Here is an 18,199-nt window from a genome sequence, read left to right as displayed (position 1 = left end):
GCCCCCCCCCCCACCCCCCCCCTCCCCCCCCCCCTCTCCCCCCCCCCCCCCCCCCCCCCCCCCCCCCCCCCCCCCCCCCCCTGCCCCCGTCCCGGCACCCGCCGTCACTCCGCTTCCCGCCCCTCCCGCCCCGGCGCCCCTGCCGGCCGCGGCGGTCCCCGTACTCGCCGAGACCGGAGCGGGCTCGCCCGTCACCGCGGCGGTGTTCGGAGCGGGTCTGCTGCTCGGTGGCGCAATTCTCTATCGGCGTTCCCGTATCTCCTGAAGTTGACGCTGGACGTTTCATCGGAAAAGCGGCCGGAGAAGCCCGAACGGGGTTTCTCCGGCCGTTCGTCATTCCGCGTACGGGAAGAATGCCCGGGGGGTGGAGTTTCCGCAGCGGACAGGAATCGTTACCCAGGTCGCGAGCGGTGCGACGGGCGCCGCCGGAGAAAGGGATTCGCAATGAAGTTCTCGAAGGTCGCCGTCGTCGTCGCAGGGTCGGTGGCCGCGTTCGGCGCCGCCTCCCCCGCCTTTGCCGCCGACCCGGCCGGGCTGCCCATGAGCCTGAACGGCGGGGCCACCGAGATCGTCGACGCCCAGGCCCCGACGACCGCGAACCTGACCTCGCACTTCGCCAACGCCCTGGAGGAGCAGGGCGCCGCGGTGGGGACGGCGCTGGGCGCGGTCGGCCAGGTGAACCAGGCCAAGAACAACCTGCCGGGCGAGGCGCTCAAGACCGGCAACGCGCTCACCCAGACCACCCCGCTGCTCGGTGGCGTGAAGCTCAACGGCGGTCGCTGAAGCGCCTGTTGCCTACGACACCAGCCGTCCGCGCCCCGGCCACCGGGGCGCGGACGGCTTTTCCGTGCGGTCTCCGGCACACCCCGGAAACGGCTGTGGCGCCACCGGCGGTGTGCCGGTGGCGCCACAGGAATGCGCAGCGACCGAGATCAGTCGTTGATGCAGACGTTGCCGAACGCCGGGTTCAGCGCGCCGATCACGTTGACCGTGTTGCCGCAGAGGTTGATCGGGATGTGGACCGGAACCTGCACGAGGTTGCCGGAGAGGACACCGGGCGAGCCCACGGCAGCGCCCTCGGCCTTGGAGTCGGCGACGGCGGTGCCGGCGGCCGCGCCCGCGGCGAGACCGGCGGTGGCCAGGACCAGGGCGGCCTTCTTGGCAGAGTTCATGGGAAGTGCACCTTCTGTTCGATGTTCTGCCCCGATCCGGGGCTCACACCGAGCGAAACGTCCCAGTCTGCACGACGACACGGGCCGGGCCACAGTCTGACCTGTTCGGCCCAATAGTCGTAACCTCCGACCCGCCCGCCCCGCCCGGCCCGCCCGGCCCGCTACGGCAACGCAGGGATCTCCGGAATCTCAGGGATCTCGGGGATCCCCGGCACATCGGGGATCTCGGGGATCTCGGGCACCAGGCCGTCGACGGGCGGTACGGCCGGCGGCACGGCCGGCGGTACGACCGGCAGCGTGATCCCGGGGATCTCGGGGAGCTTGATCTCAGGGAGCTTGATCTCGGGAAGCTTGATCTCCGGGAGCTTGGGGAGCTCGATCGGCGGCAGCGTCACACCCGGAGGCAGCAAGCCCTTGAGCGAGTCCAGGATGGCCTGGAGCGAGGTGCCGAGGCCCGCCAGCAGGTCGTCGATGGGGCCGGCAGCCGCCCGGTCTCCGCTCTGCTGCCGGGCTGCCGCGGCAGGTGTAGCGCGGTCGAGCGCGGCACCGCGGTCGTCCGCGAGGGCGCTCGCGGGACCGGCCGCGCCGAAGAGTATGGCGGCACAGAGGGCCGACGGGACGAGGACGCGGGACGACGCCTTCTTCCGGTGCATGGGTGTTCCTTCGCATGGTCGTGCGGGACCGGGCGGCCCCGTACCACGGTGTGAACAGATCGCTACGCACCGCAACCCGAACCCGGGTGCGGGCCGACGCCCCGCACCCCTGCACGACGCCCGCACTGACTGGCCCGCCCCCCGGCGCCAGGGCAGCCGGGGGCGCCCCCCTGCACGCACAAAGAGCTCCGCGTGCGCGGGCCGTTTGAGTGAAGCAGCGGAACCAACCCCGGGAACGCCCAGTTGATCAGGGCGCTCCACTTGCGGGCACTCGTGCGACAAAAGGATCATTCAGATGCTCAAGAAGATCATGGCCACCGCCGCGGTCACCGCTTCCGTGCTCGGCGCGGGCGCTGCCATGGCCTCCCCGGCGATGGCGATCGGCAACGACGACGGCATCAAGACCGTCAACGGCAACGGCGCCCAGCAGATCTACGGCAACCAGAAGACTCACGGCGACATGAGCCCGCAGATGAGCCTGGTCCAGGGCACCCTCAACAAGCCCTGCATCGGCCTCCCGGCGAAGCTCAACGCCCAGGGCCTCCTCGGCCTCGCCGCGGTCGGCGTCCTGCAGGACGTCCCGATCCTGTCCGCGCCGCAGAACCAGCAGTGCACCGAGAACTCCACCCAGGCCAAGGGCGACGAGCCGCTCTCGCACATCCTCAGCAACATCCCGGTCCTGTCCGGCAACGGCTCCTTCGGCAGCTGATCTCCGCACCTCCTTCCGGTCCGGGCGGCTGACGCCCGTGGAGCGATGCACACAGCCCCGGCAGCCTCCAGCTGCCGGGGCTGTGCCGTGCCCGCGCCACGGGCCCCGGCGTCAGGAGGTCCAGAAGTCCCACCAGCGGGTGAGGATCAGCATCCCGATCACGCCGAGGTGCACCACGGGCAGCACCCAGGCGAATTCACCGAGGAACGACCGGAGCCACTGCGGGGCCGGCAGCACACCGGCGCGGACGTTGCGCGCGAGGGTGTACCAGAACATCAGGATCGTCGCCGTCCAGGCCAGGCAGCACCACAGGCACAGGGCGTTGATCTCGTAGAGGGACTGCTGCATCAGCCAGGTGCAGAACCCGACGCCGAACGCCTGACCCACGGTCAGGCCCAGCCAGAACCAGCCGCGGTAGCGGGCGCCGGCCAGCAGGCCCGCGCCGATGCAGACCACCATCGCGTACGTCACCAGCCCGAGCATCGGGTTGGGGAAGCCGAAAGCCTCCGCCTGCTCGCTCTTCATGACGCTGCCGCAGGACACCACGGGGTTGAGACTGCAGGCCGGCTTGAAGTCCGGGTCCTCCAGCAGGAGGAACTTGTCCAGGGTGATCACCCAGGAGGAGAGCAGCCCCGCCGCGCCGGTGATGACCAGCAGCCAGGCGAACCCCCTGGTGGCTCCGGCCGGTTCGCTCTCTTGTCGACTGCGGGGGCGGCCCTGCTGCTGGGGGATCGCCTCTCCCGCTGTTTTGGTTGCCATGGGCGCACCATACCCCCGCATACCACCTCAGATACGCTCCAATCCCCGCCCCTCATACGCAAGTTGTCCAGAAGTGGTACGGATGTGGCATGGATCGAGTAGACGCTCTGACCGATGTGGCGGGCCTGCGGGTGGGCCACGCACGGCTGTCCGGCGACGGTGCGCTCAGCGGGACCACGGTGGTGCTGGCTCCCGAGGGCGGGGCGGTCGCGGCCGTCGACGTGCGGGGCGGCGGGCCCGGTACCCGGGAGACCGACGCCCTGGACCCGCGCAGCCTCGTCCAGCGGGTCGACGCCGTGGTGCTGACGGGCGGGAGTGCGTACGGACTGGACGCGGCGACCGGAGTGGCGGCCTGGCTCGAGGAGCGGGGCCGGGGGGTGCGGGTGGGGCCGGACCCGTCCCAGGTCGTCCCGGTGGTGCCGGCGGCCTGCCTGTTCGACCTCGGGCGCGGCGGGGACTGGCGGGCCCGGCCGGACGCGGCGCTGGGACGGGCGGCCGCGCAGGCCGCCGCGGACTCGGTGCCGGGCGGTCCGGTGGCCGAGGGGTGCGTGGGCGCCGGCACCGGTGCGGTGGCCGGAGGGCTCAAGGGCGGGGTCGGCTCGGCGAGCGTACGGCTGGAGTCGGGGGTGACCGTCGGGGCGCTGGTCGTGGTCAACGCCGTGGGTTCGGCGGTGGATCCGCTGACCGGGGCGCTGTACGGCAGCTCTTTCGAAGGGCGGGTCGCCTATCCGGAGCCCGCGGCGCACGAGGCGGCCGTACGGCGCCTGGAGCGGGCGCGGACCCTGACCGGGCAGCGCGCCGCCGGGGTCGTGCGCCCGCCGCTCAACACCACGCTCGCGGTGGTCGGTACGGACGCCCTGCTGACCCGCGCGCAGGCGCAGAAGCTCGCGGGGACGGCGCACGACGGGCTGGCGCGTGCCGTGCGTCCGGTGCACCTGATGAACGACGGGGACACGGTGTTCGCGCTGTCGGCGGGCGAGCGGCCGGTGCCGGACCTGGAGGCGCTCAACGCCGTCCTGGCGGCGGGCGCGGACGCGCTGACCCGGGCGGTGGTGCGGGCCGTGCTGGCGGCCGAGGGGGTGGACGGCCCGGGCGGGGTGTTCCCGTCGTACGGGGATCTCTACGCGCCGCGGGACACGGCCCCGGACGCGGCCCCGCCCGGATCGGCGTAGGGGCGTAGGGGCGTACGGGGCGGCGTGTGCCCGGAGTTGGGGCAGGGGCGGCCGGCGCGCGGGAACCCCGGCGAGTGACCGCTCGTTTTCCCCAACCCGGGACCGGATGCCGGACCGAGGCGTTACGTTGAGCTTCCGTGAAGTGACAAGCTGCGACGGCCTGGAGACCCACCTTGAGCGATCCGTACGAGACAACCGAGGCGCACCTCGATCGACTCCTCGGCCGCGCGCTGAACTCCTTCGACCTGCCCGACCGGCTGGTCGAGCGCCTCGGTTCGGCGCTCGCCCACAGTTCCTCGCTGTGCGCCTCGCACCAGAGCTCGATCACCGGGGTGCAGCGGGAGACGTACCGGCACACCTACCTGCTGGCCGACGGGGACGCGGTCTCGCTGTGGGAGCTGGCCCACCGCGCGTCCGGTGCGGACGTCCTGCGGCACGAGGTCTTCCCGACCCGGACGGAGCTGCGCCTGGCGATGGGCCGGCTGTTCGGCGAGGAGTTCGACGCGGCGCCGGACGGGCTGGGGTACTGCGGCGAGCTGCCCGGCACCGACGACCCCGACAGTGACGTCGCGGTGCTGGGTGCGCTGTTCGCGCGGGGTGCCGGGGTGCCGGAGCAGCGCCGGGTGTACGCCGTGGACGAGTCGGCGGACCACGCCCGCCGGGTGCTGCGGCGCGCGGAGAACACCGACCGGCCGGGCCCGGCGGTGGCCCGGCTGCTGCGCTCGGCGTACGCCCACACGATCACCCAGGCGTTCGGCGGACGGCAGTGCCTGGCGGACGGGCGGGACGCCGGATTCACGCTGTACGAGCACGCGTTCGTGCTGATGGACGGGCAGGAGGTCAGCCTGTGGGAGGTCGAGCACACGGCCACGCCCGACGGCCGGCACATGTGCGAGGTGTACACGAGCGAGGCGGCCGCGCGCGGGGCGATGGAGCTGCGCGCGCGGGTGCGGTGACCGGTCCCGGGTGCGTCAGACGCCGGCGGGTGCGGACAGCGGGAGGTCCAGCGGGAGGTCGCCGGTGATGTGGACCGCGTCCGGGCGGAGGTCGGCGGGCGTCGGCATCGCGCTGCCGGGGAGCTGGACCGCGGCGGCGCCGTGGGCCAGGGCGGAGGCGAGGGCGGCGGGGCCTGTCCCGCCCGCGATGAGGAAGCCCGCGAGCGAGGCGTCACCCGCGCCGACGTCACTGCGGACGGCTGGGGCGCCGGCGGTGCCGTAGAGGGTGCCGGAGGGCTCGGCGAGCAGCTGGCCGTCGGCGCCAAGGCCGGCGAGGACGGCCCGGGCGCCCGCCTCGCGGAGTTCTTCGGCGGCCTTGACGACGTCGCCGAGGGTGTAGAGGGGGCGGCCGACCGCGGCGGCGAGCTCTTCGGCGTTGGGCTTGATCACGTCGGGGCGGGCCTCGAGGGCGGCGAGCAGGGCCGGGCCGGAGGTGTCGAGGGCTATCCGCGCGCCGGCCTCGTGGACCCCGCCGACGAGTACGGCGTACCACTCGGGGGCGAGGCCGCGCGGGAGGCTGCCGCAGCAGGCGATCCAGTCGGCCGCGGCGGACTGGCTGCGGACCGTGGAGAGCAGGAGGCCGGATTCGGCGGCGGTCAGTTCGGGGCCGGGCGCGTTGATCTTCGTCAGGGTGCCGTCGGGTTCGGCGACGGAGATGTCGGCGCGGGTCTGGCCCGCGATCGACACGGCGGTGACGTCGATGCCGAGCCCGCCGAGCAGTTCGGCCAGCAGGACTCCGGCGGTGCCGCCGAGCGGGACGACCGCGGTGGCGCGGTGGCCGGCTGCGGCCACGGCACGGGAGACGTTGACGCCCTTGCCGCCGGGATCCATCCGGTCGGTGGTGGCGCGGAGCACCTCGCCGCGGTCCAGCGCGGGGACCTCGTAGGTCCGGTCCAGGGACGGGTTGGGCGTGACGGTGAGGATCATACGAGCACGACTTCCGTACCGGCGGCCTCGATCGCCGCCTGCTGGGCGGGGTCGAGCCCCGCGTCGGTGATGAGCAGGTCGATGTCGGCGAAGGCGGCGAAGCGGGCGAAGTGCTCCTCGCCGGCCTTCGCGGAGTCGGCGAGGAGGACCACGCGGCGGGCGGCGGCGATCGCGGCGCGTTTGACGGCGGCCTCGGCGAGGTCGGGGGTGGTCAGGCCGCCTTCGGCCGAGAAGCCGTTGGTGGCGAGGAAGAGGACGTCCGCGCGGATCTCGGCGTAGGCGCGCAGGGCCCAGGCGTCGACGGCGGCGCGGGTGCGGTGGCGGACCCGGCCGCCGACGAGGTGCAGGTCGATGCCGGTGTGGTCGGCGAGCCGGGCGGCGACGGGGAGGGCGTGGGTCAGCACGGTGAGCACGGTGTCCACGGGCAGCCGGGCGGCCAGGCGGGCGACGGTGGTGCCGGCGTCGAGGATGACGCTGCCGCCGTCGGGGAGTTCGGCGAGCGCCGCGGCCGCGATGAGGTCCTTCTCGTCGGCCGCCGTGGCTTCGCGCTCGGTGAGGTCCGGTTCGAAGTCGAGGCGGCCGGCCGGGATGGCGCCGCCGTGCACCCGGCGGACGAGTCCGGCCCGGTCCAGGGCCTTCAGGTCGCGGCGGACGGTCTCCGCGGTGACCTGGAATGCCCCGGCGAGGGAGAGGACGTCGACCCTGCCCGCCTCGCGGGCGAGGCGGAGGATCTCTTGTTGGCGCTCCGGTGCGTACATGTGGCTTCGCGTCCGTTTCGATGCCCGAATCTGTGGCTTAACGGAAGCTTATGCCCGAATTGGGGGAAAGTAAATGCAAACGGACATGCCCGCCGACTGGGGCGGGCATGTCCGCGGAGGCGTTTCCGCTCCGGCGCAGCGTCAGACGCCGACCTTCTGCGGGGTGCCGTCGGCTTCGTCCCAGGCGCCCGCCTCGGCCTCGTGGCCGACTCCCTGCTTCTGCCGGGCCGGGAGCGCGAACATCACCGCGAAGATGACGACCAGCACGACCGCGACCCACCACAGGGCCTGCTGGAAGCCCTCGACGAACGCCAGGCCCGGCCCGGACCCGGGCAGCTTCTCGTCGACGACGGTGAAGAAGACGACGGAGACCAGGCCGAGGCCCAGCGCGTTGCCCATCTGACCGGTGGTGTTGATCAGGCCGGACGCGGAACCCGCGTGCTCGCGGGGCACCTCGGAGAGCACGGCGTCGGTCAGCGGGGCGATGATCAGGCCCATGCCGGCGCCCATGACGATCAGCGGGGCGGCCATCTGGAGGGGCGTGATGTCCAGGCCGTAGCGGCTGGACTCCCAGATGTAGAGGAACACGCCCACGCCCATGACCAGGGCGCCCGCCTGGAGCACCTTGCGGCCGAAGCGCGGCACCAGCTTCTGCACGGACATGCCGGCCGCGACCGAGACGGCGATGGAGAACGGCACGCCGGTGCCGCCGGCCTTCAGCGGGCTCCAGCCCAGGCCCATCTGCATGTACAGCGTCCAGACCAGGAAGAAGATGCCGGTCGCGATGCCGAACGTGAGCTGGACCGCGATGCCGGCCGCGAAGCTCTTGACCTTGAAGAGGGAGAGCTCGACCAGCGCGGAGCCGTCCTTGCGGGTCTTGTGCTTCTCGTACGCGAGGAAGCCCGCGAAGACGAACGGCACCGCGCCCATGCAGACGAAGCCCCACAGCGGCCAGTCGTTCTCCCGGCCCTGGGTGAGGGGGTAGATCAGCATGACCAGGCCGAGGGTGGCCAGGACGACGCCGATCAGGTCGAGCTTGAGCGCCTTGGGGGCCTTGGACTCGGTGATGAACCGGCTGCCGAGGATCAGGCCGGCGATGCCGACGGGCAGGTTGATCAGGAAGATCGGGCGCCATTCGAGGCCGAAGAGGTTCCACTCGGTGAGCAGCGCGCCGAGGATCGGGCCGGAGACGGCGCCGAGGCCGACGATGGCACCGAACATGCCGAACACCTTGCCTCGCTCGTGCGGCGGGAAGGTCACGTGGATGATCGCGAGGACCTGCGGGACCATCATCGCGGCCATGGAGCCCTGGAGCAGCCGCGAGAAGACCAGCATCTCCTGGTTGGCGGCCAGACCGCAGAGCGCGGAGGCGAGGGTGAAACCGGCGATGCCGATCAGGAACAGGCGCTTGCGCCCGTAGATGTCACCGAGGCGGCCGCCGGTGATCAGACCGGCGGCGAACGCGAGCGCGTATCCGGCGGTGATCCACTGGATGGCGCTCGTGGACGTGTTCAGGTCTTGCTGCATGCTCGGGATCGCGATGTTGACGATCGTGACGTCGACCAGGTCCATGAAGGCGGCGGTCATGACGATCGCGAGGGCCAGCCAGCGGCGGCGGTCGGCTTGGGGCTCGGCGGCGGCAGCCGTACCGGCCTCGGATATCTCGTGCCCGTCCGGTTCGGGCTTCTTGGACAGCTCGGTGCTCATGGAGAGAAACGTAGACGGGATCTAGGACAGAGGGTGGCCTATTTCGCTGGCAATCTGGGTCTCATGACGGACACACCGGCACGGCTGCTGACCCTGCTGTCCCTGCTCCAGACGCCCCGGGAATGGCCCGGCAGCGAACTGGCGGACCGGCTCGGGGTGAGTGCGCGCACCATTCGGCGGGACATCGACCGGCTCCGTGAGCTGGGGTACCCGGTAGAGGCGTCGATGGGCGCCGAGGGCGGATACCGGCTGGTCGCGGGAGCGGCGCTGCCTCCGCTCGTCCTGGACGACGAGGAGGCGGTGGCGATCGCCGTCGGGCTGCGGGCCGGCGCCGGGCACGCCATCGAGGGGGTCGAGGAGGCGTCCGTACGGGCTCTGGCGAAGCTGGAGCAGGTGCTGCCGTCGCGGCTGCGGCACCGGGTCAGCACCCTGCAGTCCGCGACCCTCGCGCTGACCCGCGGGGACGGGGCGAGCATCGATCCGCGGACGCTGACGGTGATCGCTGCGGCGGCCACCGGGCACGAGCGGCTGCGGTTCTCGTACCGGGCGCGGGACGGTGCCGGGTCGCGGCGGCTGGTGGAGCCGTACCGGCTGGTGTCGACCGGGTGGCGCTGGTACCTGCTCGCCTACGACCTGGACCGCGGGGACTGGCGGACCTTCCGGGTGGACCGGGTGAGCGAGCCGTTCGCCACCGGGGCCCGCTTCGGGGCGCGGGAGCTGCCGATGGGCGGGGACGCGGCGGCGTTCGTCGAGCGCGGGCTGCGCGGGCGCCAGGCGGAATACCGGGTCGAGGTGGCCTTCGCCGCCCCGGCGGAGCAGCTGCCGCCGTGGCTGGGGACCGCGGAGCCGGAGGCCGGCGGCGGCTGCCGGGTGCGCTTCGAGTCCGCGGACCCGGAGGACTGGCTCGCGATGCGGCTGGCGATGACGGGGCTGTCGTTCGTCGTGCGCGAGCCGCAGGCGCTGGCGCAGAGCGCGGCGGCCCTGGGGACGCGGCTGCTGGCCGCGGCCCAGCCGGCGTAGCGCGTCGGGCCCGGAAGGGGCGCGGGCGGGGCAGGGGAGAGCCCCGGCACCTGGGGGGATAGGTGCCGGGGCGGTCTTGGGGTTCGGGCTCCCGGCCGGTCAGGCCGCGGCGTCGAAGCCCGTGTCGCGGGCCATCCGCTTCAGCTCGAGCAGGGCGTGCTTCTCGATCTGGCGGATCCGCTCGCGGGTGAGGCCGTGCTGCTTGCCGACCTCGGTCAGCGTGCGCTCGCGCCCGTCGTCGATGCCGTACCGCATCTTGATGATCGAGGCGGTGCGCTGGTCGAGCCGGCCGATCAGGTCGTCCAGCTCCTCGCTGCGCAGCAGCGAGAGCACGGACTGCTCGGGCGAGATGGCGGAGGTGTCCTCGAGGAGGTCGCCGAACTGCGTCTCGCCCTCGTCGTCCACGGACATGTTCAGGCTGACCGGGTCGCGGGCCCAGTCCAGTACGTCGCCCACGCGCTGCGCGGTCGAGTCGAGCTCGGCGGCGATCTCGGCGTGCTCCGGGTCGCGGCCGTGCTCGCGGTTGAACTCGCGCTGCACCCGGCGGATCCGGCCGAGCTCCTCGACCAGGTGGACGGGGAGGCGGATGGTGCGGGACTGGTCGGCTATGGAGCGGGTGATGGCCTGACGGATCCACCAGGTGGCGTACGTGGAGAACTTGAAGCCCTTGGCGTAGTCGAACTTCTCGACGGCGCGGACCAGGCCGGCGTTCCCCTCCTGGACGAGGTCGAGGAGGGGGAGTCCGCTGCGCGGGTAGCGGCGGGCGACCGCCACGACCAGGCGGAGGTTGGACCGGATGAAGACTTCCTTGGCCTTCTCGCCCTCGGCGGACAGCTCCTCGAGCTCCTCGCGCGTGGCACCGCCCCCCTTGGCGGCGTCGACCTCGCCGTCGAGGATCTGGCGCGCGAACACGCCGGCCTCGATGATCTGGGACAGTTCGACTTCCTTGGCGGCGTCGAGCAGAGGCGTACGCGCGATCTCGTCGAGGTACATGCCGACCAGGTCGCGGTCGGCGATCTCCGCGCTGACGGCGCGAGCGCTGCTGGCCGTGTCGGACTTACGGCGGGCGACGGCGCGGGTTGCCATGCGTGCTCCCTTGCAAAGAGTTCGGTAGCGGTGCGGCTGGTGCGGCCTCCGGAACACTCTCCCGAGTGTCCGCATCCGTAGGAAACAACGACTGGAATCGGGACAGAATTCCCATGTCGCGTCTCCATTTTCGAGATCTTGCAGTATCCTGCCCCGCCACCGCACGGACGGATCCTGCCGGATCTCCGGAAAGCGCGGAGAACCGCAGGTCAGGGCAGTCGCGGTAGCCGATCCGGGGCTCTCGCGCACCGCTGCCGCCGGCCGCTCTCCCCCCTCAAAGACGGCTCGGACGGCGGCGCGGTTGCCTGCCGCCGTGCACCTTTTGCCGGAAAACGCCCGCGAGGCCGGGCCACCCCCCTGGGGCGGCCCGGCCTCGCGGGCACCGGTACGAGCCGGCAGCGGTCAGTGTGCGATGACCGGGATCCGCTCGGCGGCATCGGCGTCGGCGGTGCCGCCGGAGGCCGCCACGGCGCCCGTGTCCGGGCGGCCGGTGTTGATGAGGGCGAAGGCGATCGCCGCGGAGGCGACCAGGATGCCCACGGCCCACCAGATGGCGGACGCGTAGCCGTGCACCATGGCCTGCGCCTGGAGTGCCTGCTGCGCCGCCGCACCGTCGGCGCCGTCGGCCGCGTGCCCGATCAGGTACGAGGTCGTGGCGGAGGCCGCGATGGTGTTGAGCAGGGCGGTGCCGATCGCGCCGCCGACCTGCTGCGAGGTGTTGACCATCGCCGAGGCCACACCGGCGTCCGCCGGGTTCACCCCGTGGGTGGCCAGCGACATCGCCGGCATGAAGGCCGTACCCATGCCGAGGCCCAGCAGCAGCTGCGCCGGGAGGATCAGCGCCGGGTACGACGACCCGACCTCCAGCTGGGTGAGCAGCAGCATGCCCAGGGCGGCGACCAGGAAGCCGGGGCCCATCAGCAGCCGCGGCGGGACCCGGGTCATCAGGCGGGCGCCGATCTGCGTCGAGCCCACGATCATGCCCGCGATCATCGGCATGAAGGCGAAGCCGGTCTTGACGGGCGAGTACCCCTCGACGATCTGGAGGTAGTACGTGAGGAAGAGGAACAGGCCGAACATGGAGATCACGGCCAGGCCCAGCGACAGGTAGACGCCGCCGCGGTTGCGCTCGGTCAGGACGCGCAGCGGGAGCAGCGGGGACTTCACCTTCGCCTCGGTCAGCACGAAGGCGCCGAGCAGCACGGCGGAGCCGACGAACAGGCCCACGGTGACGGAGTCGCCCCAGCCGTTCGACTCGGCGCGGGTGAAGCCGTAGACGAGCGCGACCAGGCCGAGGGTGGAGAGGACCACGCCGGGGATGTCCAGCGGGGAGCGGTTGCGGGCGCCCTTGGGTTCGCGGATCACCAGGAAGGCGCCGACGGCCGCGACGATCGCGAAGGGGATGTTGACGAAGAAGGTCCAGCGCCAGTTCAGGTACTCGGTGAGGAAGCCGCCGAGGATCAGGCCCACGGCGCCGCCACCGCCGGCGATCGCACCGTAGATGCCGAAGGCCTTCGCGCGCTCCTTGGCGTCGGTGAACATGACGGCCAGCAGCGACAGGGCCGCCGGGGCGAGCAGGGCTCCGAAGGCACCCTGGAGGGCGCGGGCGCCGAGCATCATCGCCTCGTCGGTGGCCGCGCCGCCGAGCGCGGAGGCCGCGGCGAAGCCGAGGAGGCCGACGACGAAGGCGTTCTTGCGGCCCCACAGGTCGGCGATCCGGCCGCCGAAGAGCAGCAGTCCGCCGAAGGCGAGGGCGTACGCCGTGATGACCCACTGGCGGTTGCCGTCGGAGATCCCGAGGTCCTGCTGGGCCGAGGGCAGGGCGATGTTCACGATGGTCGCGTCGAGCACGACCATCAGCTGGGCGAGGGCGATGAAGACCAGCGCTTTCCAGCGGCTGGGGTCGGCTTGCGACAGGGCTGCGGCCGTTTTGGACATGGTGGTACCCACCTCGTGATGCGGATCAACCGAAAAAGACATGAACAGGCTGAAAAGGACTGAAACAGGGTGTTCTTAGGAAGCAATGGGGTGCGCCCGGACACGGGCCCGCGCGCGGATCGTCACCGGCGCACGGTCACTGCTCGCGCCGGAAGTCGTCGAACGTGGCAGCGCTGCCCGGCAGCTCCGAGCGGGCCGGGGCCCGCAGTCCGTCCAGGAACAGCTGCAGGTGACGGTGGACGAAGCGGTCGATGTCGAGGCAACCGGTGCCGGGCAGCGGCCGGCTGAGCTGGGAGAGGGCCATCAGCAGGTCGCCCACGGCGACGTCCGGGCGCAGCAGTCCGGCCTCCCGGGCCCGCTGCATCAGGTCGTCGACCGCCTTCTCCAACTCCGCCCGAGCGGCGAGCAGTTCCGGGTGCTCGCGGTCGAAGTCGCCGGAGAGCATCGGGCACAGGGCGCCGATCCGCTCGTCGGCGGCCGCGTGCACGAAGCGGCTCAGCGCCTCGAAGCCGTCGGCCTCCTCGGCGAGCGCGCTCTCGGCCTGGGCGCAGACCCGGTCCATCACGTAGAGCACCACGTGGTGGACGAGGTCGGCACGGTCGGGGAAGTGCCGGTAGAGCGTGGCGTTCCCGATCCCGGCGCGGCGGGCGATCTCGTCGAGCGCGGCCTGCGGCCCGTGCTCGACGAACATCTCCCGCGCGGCGACGAGGATGCGCTCGCGGTTGCGCAGTGCGTCGGCGCGCGGGCGCGGCACCGGGGCACCGCGCTCCGCGGCCGGACCCGCGGCGCCCGTACGGATGTCGAGCGCGGCCGCGGAGCGCGGTGCGCCGGGCGACGGGGTGGCGGACTGGTCCACGACGGCGCTCCCTGGTTCGTTCGCTCGGCACCCCCCAAGCGGGGAGCGCGTCCCCGTTTTCGAGGACACTGGCGTAAACGGGGATCGTGTCCCCGCTTATTTCACCCCTGCGTGTGACCTGAGTCACAGGCCACCCCACGTTCGGACGCTCCCGGCGCGCGGGCGCGCGGGACCGGGCGGAGGGTGATCGCACGAGCGCAGTCCGGGCCGGCCGGCTGCCGCAGACCCGAAGGCGACCGCATGCAGCCCCGCCACCGGATATGCAGACATCGCCGGACCAGCGCGTACATCGGTCTCACCGCGCTGGCTCTCGGAGTGACGGCCACGGCCAGCACCGGGATCAGCGACCGCACCAGCGCCAACGCCGGCCCGGTCGCCGCCTCCCACGAATCGACCCTCGCGCCGTGCCGGATCTCCGGTGCCATGGGCGTCCAGATGTCCGAGGGCCTGCCGACCCCGCCCGGGTACTCCCGGTCGACCGGGGAGGTCCGCGCCCTCAACCTGATGATCGACTTTCCCGACGCCAAGGGCGAGGGCACGGCGATGGACCGGCTGGCGGAGTTCTTCCCGCAGACCTCGGACTGGTTCCGCACCAGCTCGTACGGGCGGCTCACCTACCGGCCCGAGTCGCCGGTGCGCAGCTGGCTGCGGATGCCGATGCCGTTCGCCGCGTACGGCATCGAGCGCGGCTCGCCGTACGAGCCGGGCTACCGGCAGCTGGTCGAGCACATCGTGGCCGCGGCCGACGGCGAGGTGGACTTCAGCGCCTACGACCTGGTCAACATCCTGGTCACCCCGAACGCCGGGCCCTCCGCGCTGGACACCGTGCTCTCGGTGACCTTCTCCGGGAACGGCGAGGCACCGGTCGCGGACGGGGTCCCGCTGGCCAACACGTCGTTCGTCTACAGCCGCCAGGACGACGGCTCCGGCTCCTACCGGGAGACCGGCTACCGCGTCCTGCCGCACGAGAACGGGCACGTCTTCGGGCTGCCCGACCTCTACACCGCGGACGGCGGCGGCGCGGTCGGGCACTGGGACATCATGAGCGAGGACTGGGGCGCCAACAACGACCTGCTCGGCTGGCACAAGTGGAAGCTCGGCTGGCTGGACGGCAACCAGATCAGCTGCGCGGCCAAGTCCGGCACCAGCGACCACCTGCTCTCCCCGCTGGCGGTCGAGGGCGGCACCAAGCTGGCGTTCGCCCCCACGTCCGGATCGGCGGGCTTCGCGGTCGAGGTGCGCACCCGGGCCGGGAACGACGAGGCCGTCTGCAAGCCCGGCGTCCTCATCTACAAGGTGGACTCGGACATAGACACGGGCCGCGGTCCGGTCAGCATCTCCGACAGCGCGGGCGCCAGCGGCGGCTGCACCCGGCGCCCCAACGTGCACGCGGAACTCTCCGACGCACCCTTCGGACCCGGCGAGACCTTCACGGACGAGGAGAGCGGGATCAGCGTCACGGTCGTCGGGGCGCTGCGCAACGGCAGCTACCAGGTACGGATCACCCGGCCCTGACCGGGCGGCCTCCTCGACGGGCCTCTCGACCGGCCTCCTCGACGGGCCTCTCGACGGGCCTCCTCTACCGGCACCGGAGGCCCGCTCGGCGGGGGCCGGAAATCCGCTCGGCGGGCCTGCCGCTACCGGCCCGTCGCCCCTAGGGTCGTACCACCCGGACGAAACACCCCAGGGAGACCCGATGACGGCCCTCGTGCACCTGCGCCCCCACTCGACCGCATCCCTGCGCCTGGTCTGCTTCCCGCACGCGGGCGGGAACGCGAGCTTCTACCGGGACTGGGCCGACCACGTGCCGCTCTCCACGGAGCTGCTGGCCGTCCAGTACCCCGGCCGCGAAGGGCGCTTCGCCGAGCCCCTGGTGCCCTCGATGGACGAGCTCGCGAACGAGGTCGTCCAGGCGCTGCTCGCCGAACCGGAGCGCCGTACCGTCCTGTTCGGGCACAGCATGGGCGCGGCCCTGGCCTACGAGACCATGCTGCGCCTGGAGGCCGCGGGGGCCTCGCACTTCACCCGGCTGTGCGTCTCCGGACGGGCGGCGAGCGGCTTTGCCGAGGAGATGCCGCAGCGGCCGCTGACCGACGGTGAACTGGCCGCCCGGCTGCGGATGCTGGGCGGCACCGACCCGCAGGTGCTCGCCAACCGCGACCTGCGCGAGCTGCTCTTCCCGATCATCCGGAACGATTTCTTCCTGATCGACCGGTACCGCCCCGACCCGGCCGCGCCCCGGCTGCGCGCCGAGCTGATCGCGGTGACCGGGGACGCCGACCCGAGGCTGACCCCGGACCGGGCCCGTACGTGGGAGGCCGTGACGACCGGCAGCACCTCCGTGCACGTCTTCCCCGGCGACCACTTCTACCTCACCCCGCTCGCCAAGACGCTGGCCCGCCTGGCCACCTCGGACGTCCCCGCACCCGTCCCGGCGGCGCCGGCGGCGGCTCGCTGAGCGCTCGGGTCAGCCGCGCTGCGCTCGGGTCAGTCGCACTGGGGCCGGTCGTCCGCGCCGGTCAGCAGCCGCTCGCGCAGCCGTTCCGCCGTCTCCGGCGACAGCTTCACCCGGTCCGTGAGGTAGCCCTGCACGGACCCGTACCGGGCCTCCAGATCGGCGAAGACCAGCTCCATGATCACCGCCGGTGCGCGGCCGTAGCCGGGCCACTTCAGCTCCCGGCCCGGGTTGAGCGCGTGCCAGTCCCCGATCAGGCGCTCCGTGGCCAGCTCGGTGAGGGCGAAGTCGGCGAGGACCGTCTCGCGGTCCACGCCGAGCAGCGTGAGTACGAGCGCGCCGATCAGCCCGGTGCGGTCCTTGCCCGACGTGCAGTGGAAGACCACCGGACCGCTCGCCCCGGCGATCCGCTCCAGCACCTGCCGGATCTCGTCGGCCCCGTCGTCGGCGACCTCCGCGAACCGGTCGGCGAGGTAGCGCCACGGGTCCAGGGCGGGGTCGATCGCGGCCTGGTCGTACGGCCGGTGCTCGATGCTCAGGTTGACGTAGTGGAACCGCTCCGCCTCGGGCACCCGGCCCTTGGCCTCGATCTCCCACGGGTAGCGCAGGTCGATCACGGTGCCGACGCCCAGCTCCAGGAACCTGTCCCAGTCGGCGCCCCGGAGCTTGCCGAGCGAGTCGGCGCGGTACAGCGTCCGCCACGCGACGGTGCGGCCGTCGGCGGACCGGTAGCCGCCCAGGTCGCGGAAGTTGTGCAGTCTGTCGAACTCGACGTGCCGGTTCATCGGCTCTCCCCCTCGTCTTCGGGCACCGCGCGTGGCGGCGCCCCGGGCCCGTCCCCCGAGCTGTCGGACCCATCGTCGTCGATCAAGGTCGCCCGCGGACCCGGATTCACTGCGCAGCGGCCCCGGCCTCCCGCCCGGCCCGCCCGATACCCCCAGCACGGGCGTCCCGACATCGGCTAACCTGTCCTCGACCCGCCTTCGTAGCTCAGGGGATAGAGCACGGCTCTCCTAAAGCCGGTGTCGCAGGTTCGAATCCTGCCGGGGGCACAGAACGCGCCGGAGGCCCGGCCGCCAGATGGCGGCCGGGCCTCCGGCGTCTGCGTTCCGCCCCGGTTTACGTCCTGCGTTCCGTCCTGCGTTCCGTGCTGCGTCACGTCTGGGCGCCCTTGGGGACCAGATCGGCGTAGAAGATGACGTTGTTCGTGCGGTGGCCGTCCTTCAGCGGGCCGCCGCAGGTGAGCAGGCGCAGCTCGGGGCGCCCGCTCTCGCCGTAGACCTTCTGCGTCGGGAACGCCTTCTTGTCGACGTCCTCGATCTCGCGGATCTTGAACCGGGCCGTCGAGCCGTCCGCCCGCGGGACCTCGATCACATCCCCCAGCCCGATCTTCGCGACGTCCTTCATGAGCGCGGGCCCGTGCCGGGTGTCGTAGTGGGCGACGAGTACGGAGACCCCCTTCTCGCCCGGGGTCACGCCGCCCGTCCACCAGCCCGGCACGTCTGCCTCGCGGTCGGCGTCCGGGACGCCCAGCTCGCCGTTCGCGTCCGTCGTCAGGTCGACCATCTTCGCCGCGGCGACACCCGCCGACGCGATCTTCAGCCCGGTCGGCCGGGACTTCGGCATGCCCTCGACCGTCTCGGCCGCCCCTTTGGAGGGCGCGGCGGCGGTGCTGCCGACCTTCGGGTCCGGGGCCATGCCGCTGCCGCTGCCGCAGGCGGACAGGCCGGCGGCGAGGGAGGCGGCCAGCGCGGCCGAGGCAGCGAGCCGGACGCCCCGGACGACCTGGGGCCGACGGCGGGCGGGGGCACGGGCGGCGGCACGGGCCGGGGCGTCGGTGCAGGTCATCGGGGGTACTCCGTCTCGTGGCGCTCTGGTTCTGCCAGGCGTACGCCGTGGCGACGCGCACGACGCTACGAGACCCGTGTTCTGGCCATCCGTCGGCAATGTAACGAATGCCCGGACAGGCGGACGCAAAGACGTAAAGCCCGC

The 18,199-nt window shown here is 72.6% G+C and carries 18 protein-coding genes and 1 tRNA gene; 8 read left to right on the top strand and 11 right to left on the bottom strand.

What is annotated here, in order from left to right; genetic code table 11:
* Window positions 1-444 precede the first annotated feature (444 nt).
* Entirely contained in the window at window positions 445-783 is a 339-nt protein-coding gene (locus ACZ7H1_RS34895; protein ID WP_470792254.1) for a hypothetical protein, read from the top strand.
* A gap of 149 nt (window positions 784-932) precedes the next feature.
* Here the strand turns inward: ACZ7H1_RS34895 and ACZ7H1_RS34890 are convergent, their stop codons facing one another.
* Entirely contained in the window at window positions 933-1,172 is a 240-nt protein-coding gene (locus ACZ7H1_RS34890) for a chaplin (RefSeq protein WP_470792253.1), read from the bottom strand.
* A 161-nt stretch (window positions 1,173-1,333) separates the two neighbouring features.
* Entirely contained in the window at window positions 1,334-1,825 is a 492-nt protein-coding gene (locus ACZ7H1_RS34885) for a hypothetical protein (protein WP_470792252.1), read from the bottom strand.
* 295 nt (window positions 1,826-2,120) lie between these two features.
* Between ACZ7H1_RS34885 and ACZ7H1_RS34880 the strand changes: the two genes are divergently transcribed.
* Entirely contained in the window at window positions 2,121-2,534 is a 414-nt protein-coding gene (locus ACZ7H1_RS34880) for a rodlin (RefSeq protein ID WP_470792250.1), read from the top strand.
* 111 nt (window positions 2,535-2,645) lie between these two features.
* On the opposite strand, the gene ACZ7H1_RS34875 is transcribed toward ACZ7H1_RS34880, so the two are convergent.
* Window positions 2,646-3,293: a vitamin K epoxide reductase family protein gene (locus ACZ7H1_RS34875; protein ID WP_470792248.1), complete on the bottom strand. Its 648-nt coding sequence runs from the start codon at window positions 3,291-3,293 to the stop codon at window positions 2,646-2,648.
* A gap of 89 nt (window positions 3,294-3,382) precedes the next feature.
* Between ACZ7H1_RS34875 and ACZ7H1_RS34870 the strand changes: the two genes are divergently transcribed.
* Window positions 3,383-4,465 (top strand): P1 family peptidase, encoded by a 1,083-nt coding sequence (locus ACZ7H1_RS34870; protein ID WP_470792246.1) that lies wholly within the window; start codon window positions 3,383-3,385, stop codon window positions 4,463-4,465.
* A gap of 173 nt (window positions 4,466-4,638) precedes the next feature.
* Window positions 4,639-5,421, top strand: coding sequence for a DUF6227 family protein (locus tag ACZ7H1_RS34865; protein WP_470792245.1), 783 nt, complete (start codon window positions 4,639-4,641; stop codon window positions 5,419-5,421).
* Window positions 5,422-5,436: 15 nt separating this feature from the next.
* On the opposite strand, the gene pfkB is transcribed toward ACZ7H1_RS34865, so the two are convergent.
* The 3 genes from pfkB to ACZ7H1_RS34850 form a co-directional block, all read right to left on the bottom strand.
* Window positions 5,437-6,387: a 1-phosphofructokinase gene (pfkB, locus tag ACZ7H1_RS34860; protein WP_470792243.1), complete on the bottom strand. Its 951-nt coding sequence runs from the start codon at window positions 6,385-6,387 to the stop codon at window positions 5,437-5,439.
* Complete coding sequence (locus tag ACZ7H1_RS34855) at window positions 6,384-7,145, bottom strand: DeoR/GlpR family DNA-binding transcription regulator (protein WP_470792241.1); 762 nt, start codon at window positions 7,143-7,145, stop codon at window positions 6,384-6,386. Before ACZ7H1_RS34855 ends, pfkB begins: the two co-directional genes overlap by 4 nt.
* A 141-nt stretch (window positions 7,146-7,286) precedes the next feature.
* Window positions 7,287-8,852, bottom strand: a complete 1,566-nt coding sequence (locus tag ACZ7H1_RS34850) for an MFS transporter (RefSeq protein ID WP_470792239.1) — start codon at window positions 8,850-8,852, stop codon at window positions 7,287-7,289.
* A 63-nt stretch (window positions 8,853-8,915) separates the two neighbouring features.
* Between ACZ7H1_RS34850 and ACZ7H1_RS34845 the strand changes: the two genes are divergently transcribed.
* A complete protein-coding gene (locus ACZ7H1_RS34845) occupies window positions 8,916-9,872 on the top strand; it encodes a helix-turn-helix transcriptional regulator (protein WP_470792237.1) in 957 nt (318 codons plus the stop codon).
* Between the two features lie 99 nt (window positions 9,873-9,971).
* On the opposite strand, the gene ACZ7H1_RS34840 is transcribed toward ACZ7H1_RS34845, so the two are convergent.
* From ACZ7H1_RS34840 to ACZ7H1_RS34830, 3 genes are all read right to left on the bottom strand, one after another.
* Window positions 9,972-10,958, bottom strand: a complete 987-nt coding sequence (locus ACZ7H1_RS34840; protein ID WP_470792235.1) for a sigma-70 family RNA polymerase sigma factor — start codon at window positions 10,956-10,958, stop codon at window positions 9,972-9,974.
* A 402-nt stretch (window positions 10,959-11,360) separates the two neighbouring features.
* A complete protein-coding gene (locus tag ACZ7H1_RS34835) occupies window positions 11,361-12,896 on the bottom strand; it encodes an MFS transporter (protein WP_470792233.1) in 1,536 nt (511 codons plus the stop codon).
* A 136-nt stretch (window positions 12,897-13,032) separates the two neighbouring features.
* Entirely contained in the window at window positions 13,033-13,695 is a 663-nt protein-coding gene (locus ACZ7H1_RS34830) for a TetR/AcrR family transcriptional regulator (protein WP_470792261.1), read from the bottom strand.
* Between the two features lie 297 nt (window positions 13,696-13,992).
* Between ACZ7H1_RS34830 and ACZ7H1_RS34825 the strand changes: the two genes are divergently transcribed.
* Both ACZ7H1_RS34825 and ACZ7H1_RS34820 read left to right on the top strand, forming a co-directional pair.
* A complete protein-coding gene (locus ACZ7H1_RS34825) occupies window positions 13,993-15,267 on the top strand; it encodes a M6 family metalloprotease domain-containing protein (protein ID WP_470792232.1) in 1,275 nt (424 codons plus the stop codon).
* A gap of 181 nt (window positions 15,268-15,448) precedes the next feature.
* Window positions 15,449-16,210 (top strand): thioesterase II family protein, encoded by a 762-nt coding sequence (locus ACZ7H1_RS34820; protein ID WP_470792230.1) that lies wholly within the window; start codon window positions 15,449-15,451, stop codon window positions 16,208-16,210.
* A 29-nt stretch (window positions 16,211-16,239) separates the two neighbouring features.
* Here ACZ7H1_RS34820 and ACZ7H1_RS34815 read toward each other — a convergent pair whose 3' ends face one another.
* Window positions 16,240-16,992 carry a tyrosine-protein phosphatase gene (locus ACZ7H1_RS34815; RefSeq protein WP_470792228.1) on the bottom strand — a complete coding sequence of 251 codons (753 nt, stop codon included), beginning with the start codon at window positions 16,990-16,992 and terminating at the stop codon, window positions 16,240-16,242.
* A 194-nt stretch (window positions 16,993-17,186) separates the two neighbouring features.
* On the opposite strand from ACZ7H1_RS34815, the gene ACZ7H1_RS34810 reads away from it, so the two are divergent.
* Window positions 17,187-17,259: transfer RNA gene (locus tag ACZ7H1_RS34810), tRNA-Arg, on the top strand.
* Window positions 17,260-17,362: 103 nt separating this feature from the next.
* On the opposite strand, the gene ACZ7H1_RS34805 is transcribed toward ACZ7H1_RS34810, so the two are convergent.
* Window positions 17,363-18,055 carry a sortase domain-containing protein gene (locus ACZ7H1_RS34805; protein ID WP_470792227.1) on the bottom strand — a complete coding sequence of 231 codons (693 nt, stop codon included), beginning with the start codon at window positions 18,053-18,055 and terminating at the stop codon, window positions 17,363-17,365.
* Window positions 18,056-18,199: the final 144 nt, after the last annotated feature.

The sequence above is a fragment of the Streptomyces sp. NPDC037401 genome (assembly GCF_055602345.1).
Note: the sequence above shows the minus strand (reverse complement) of the source record. Positions and strands in the feature narration are given on the sequence as shown.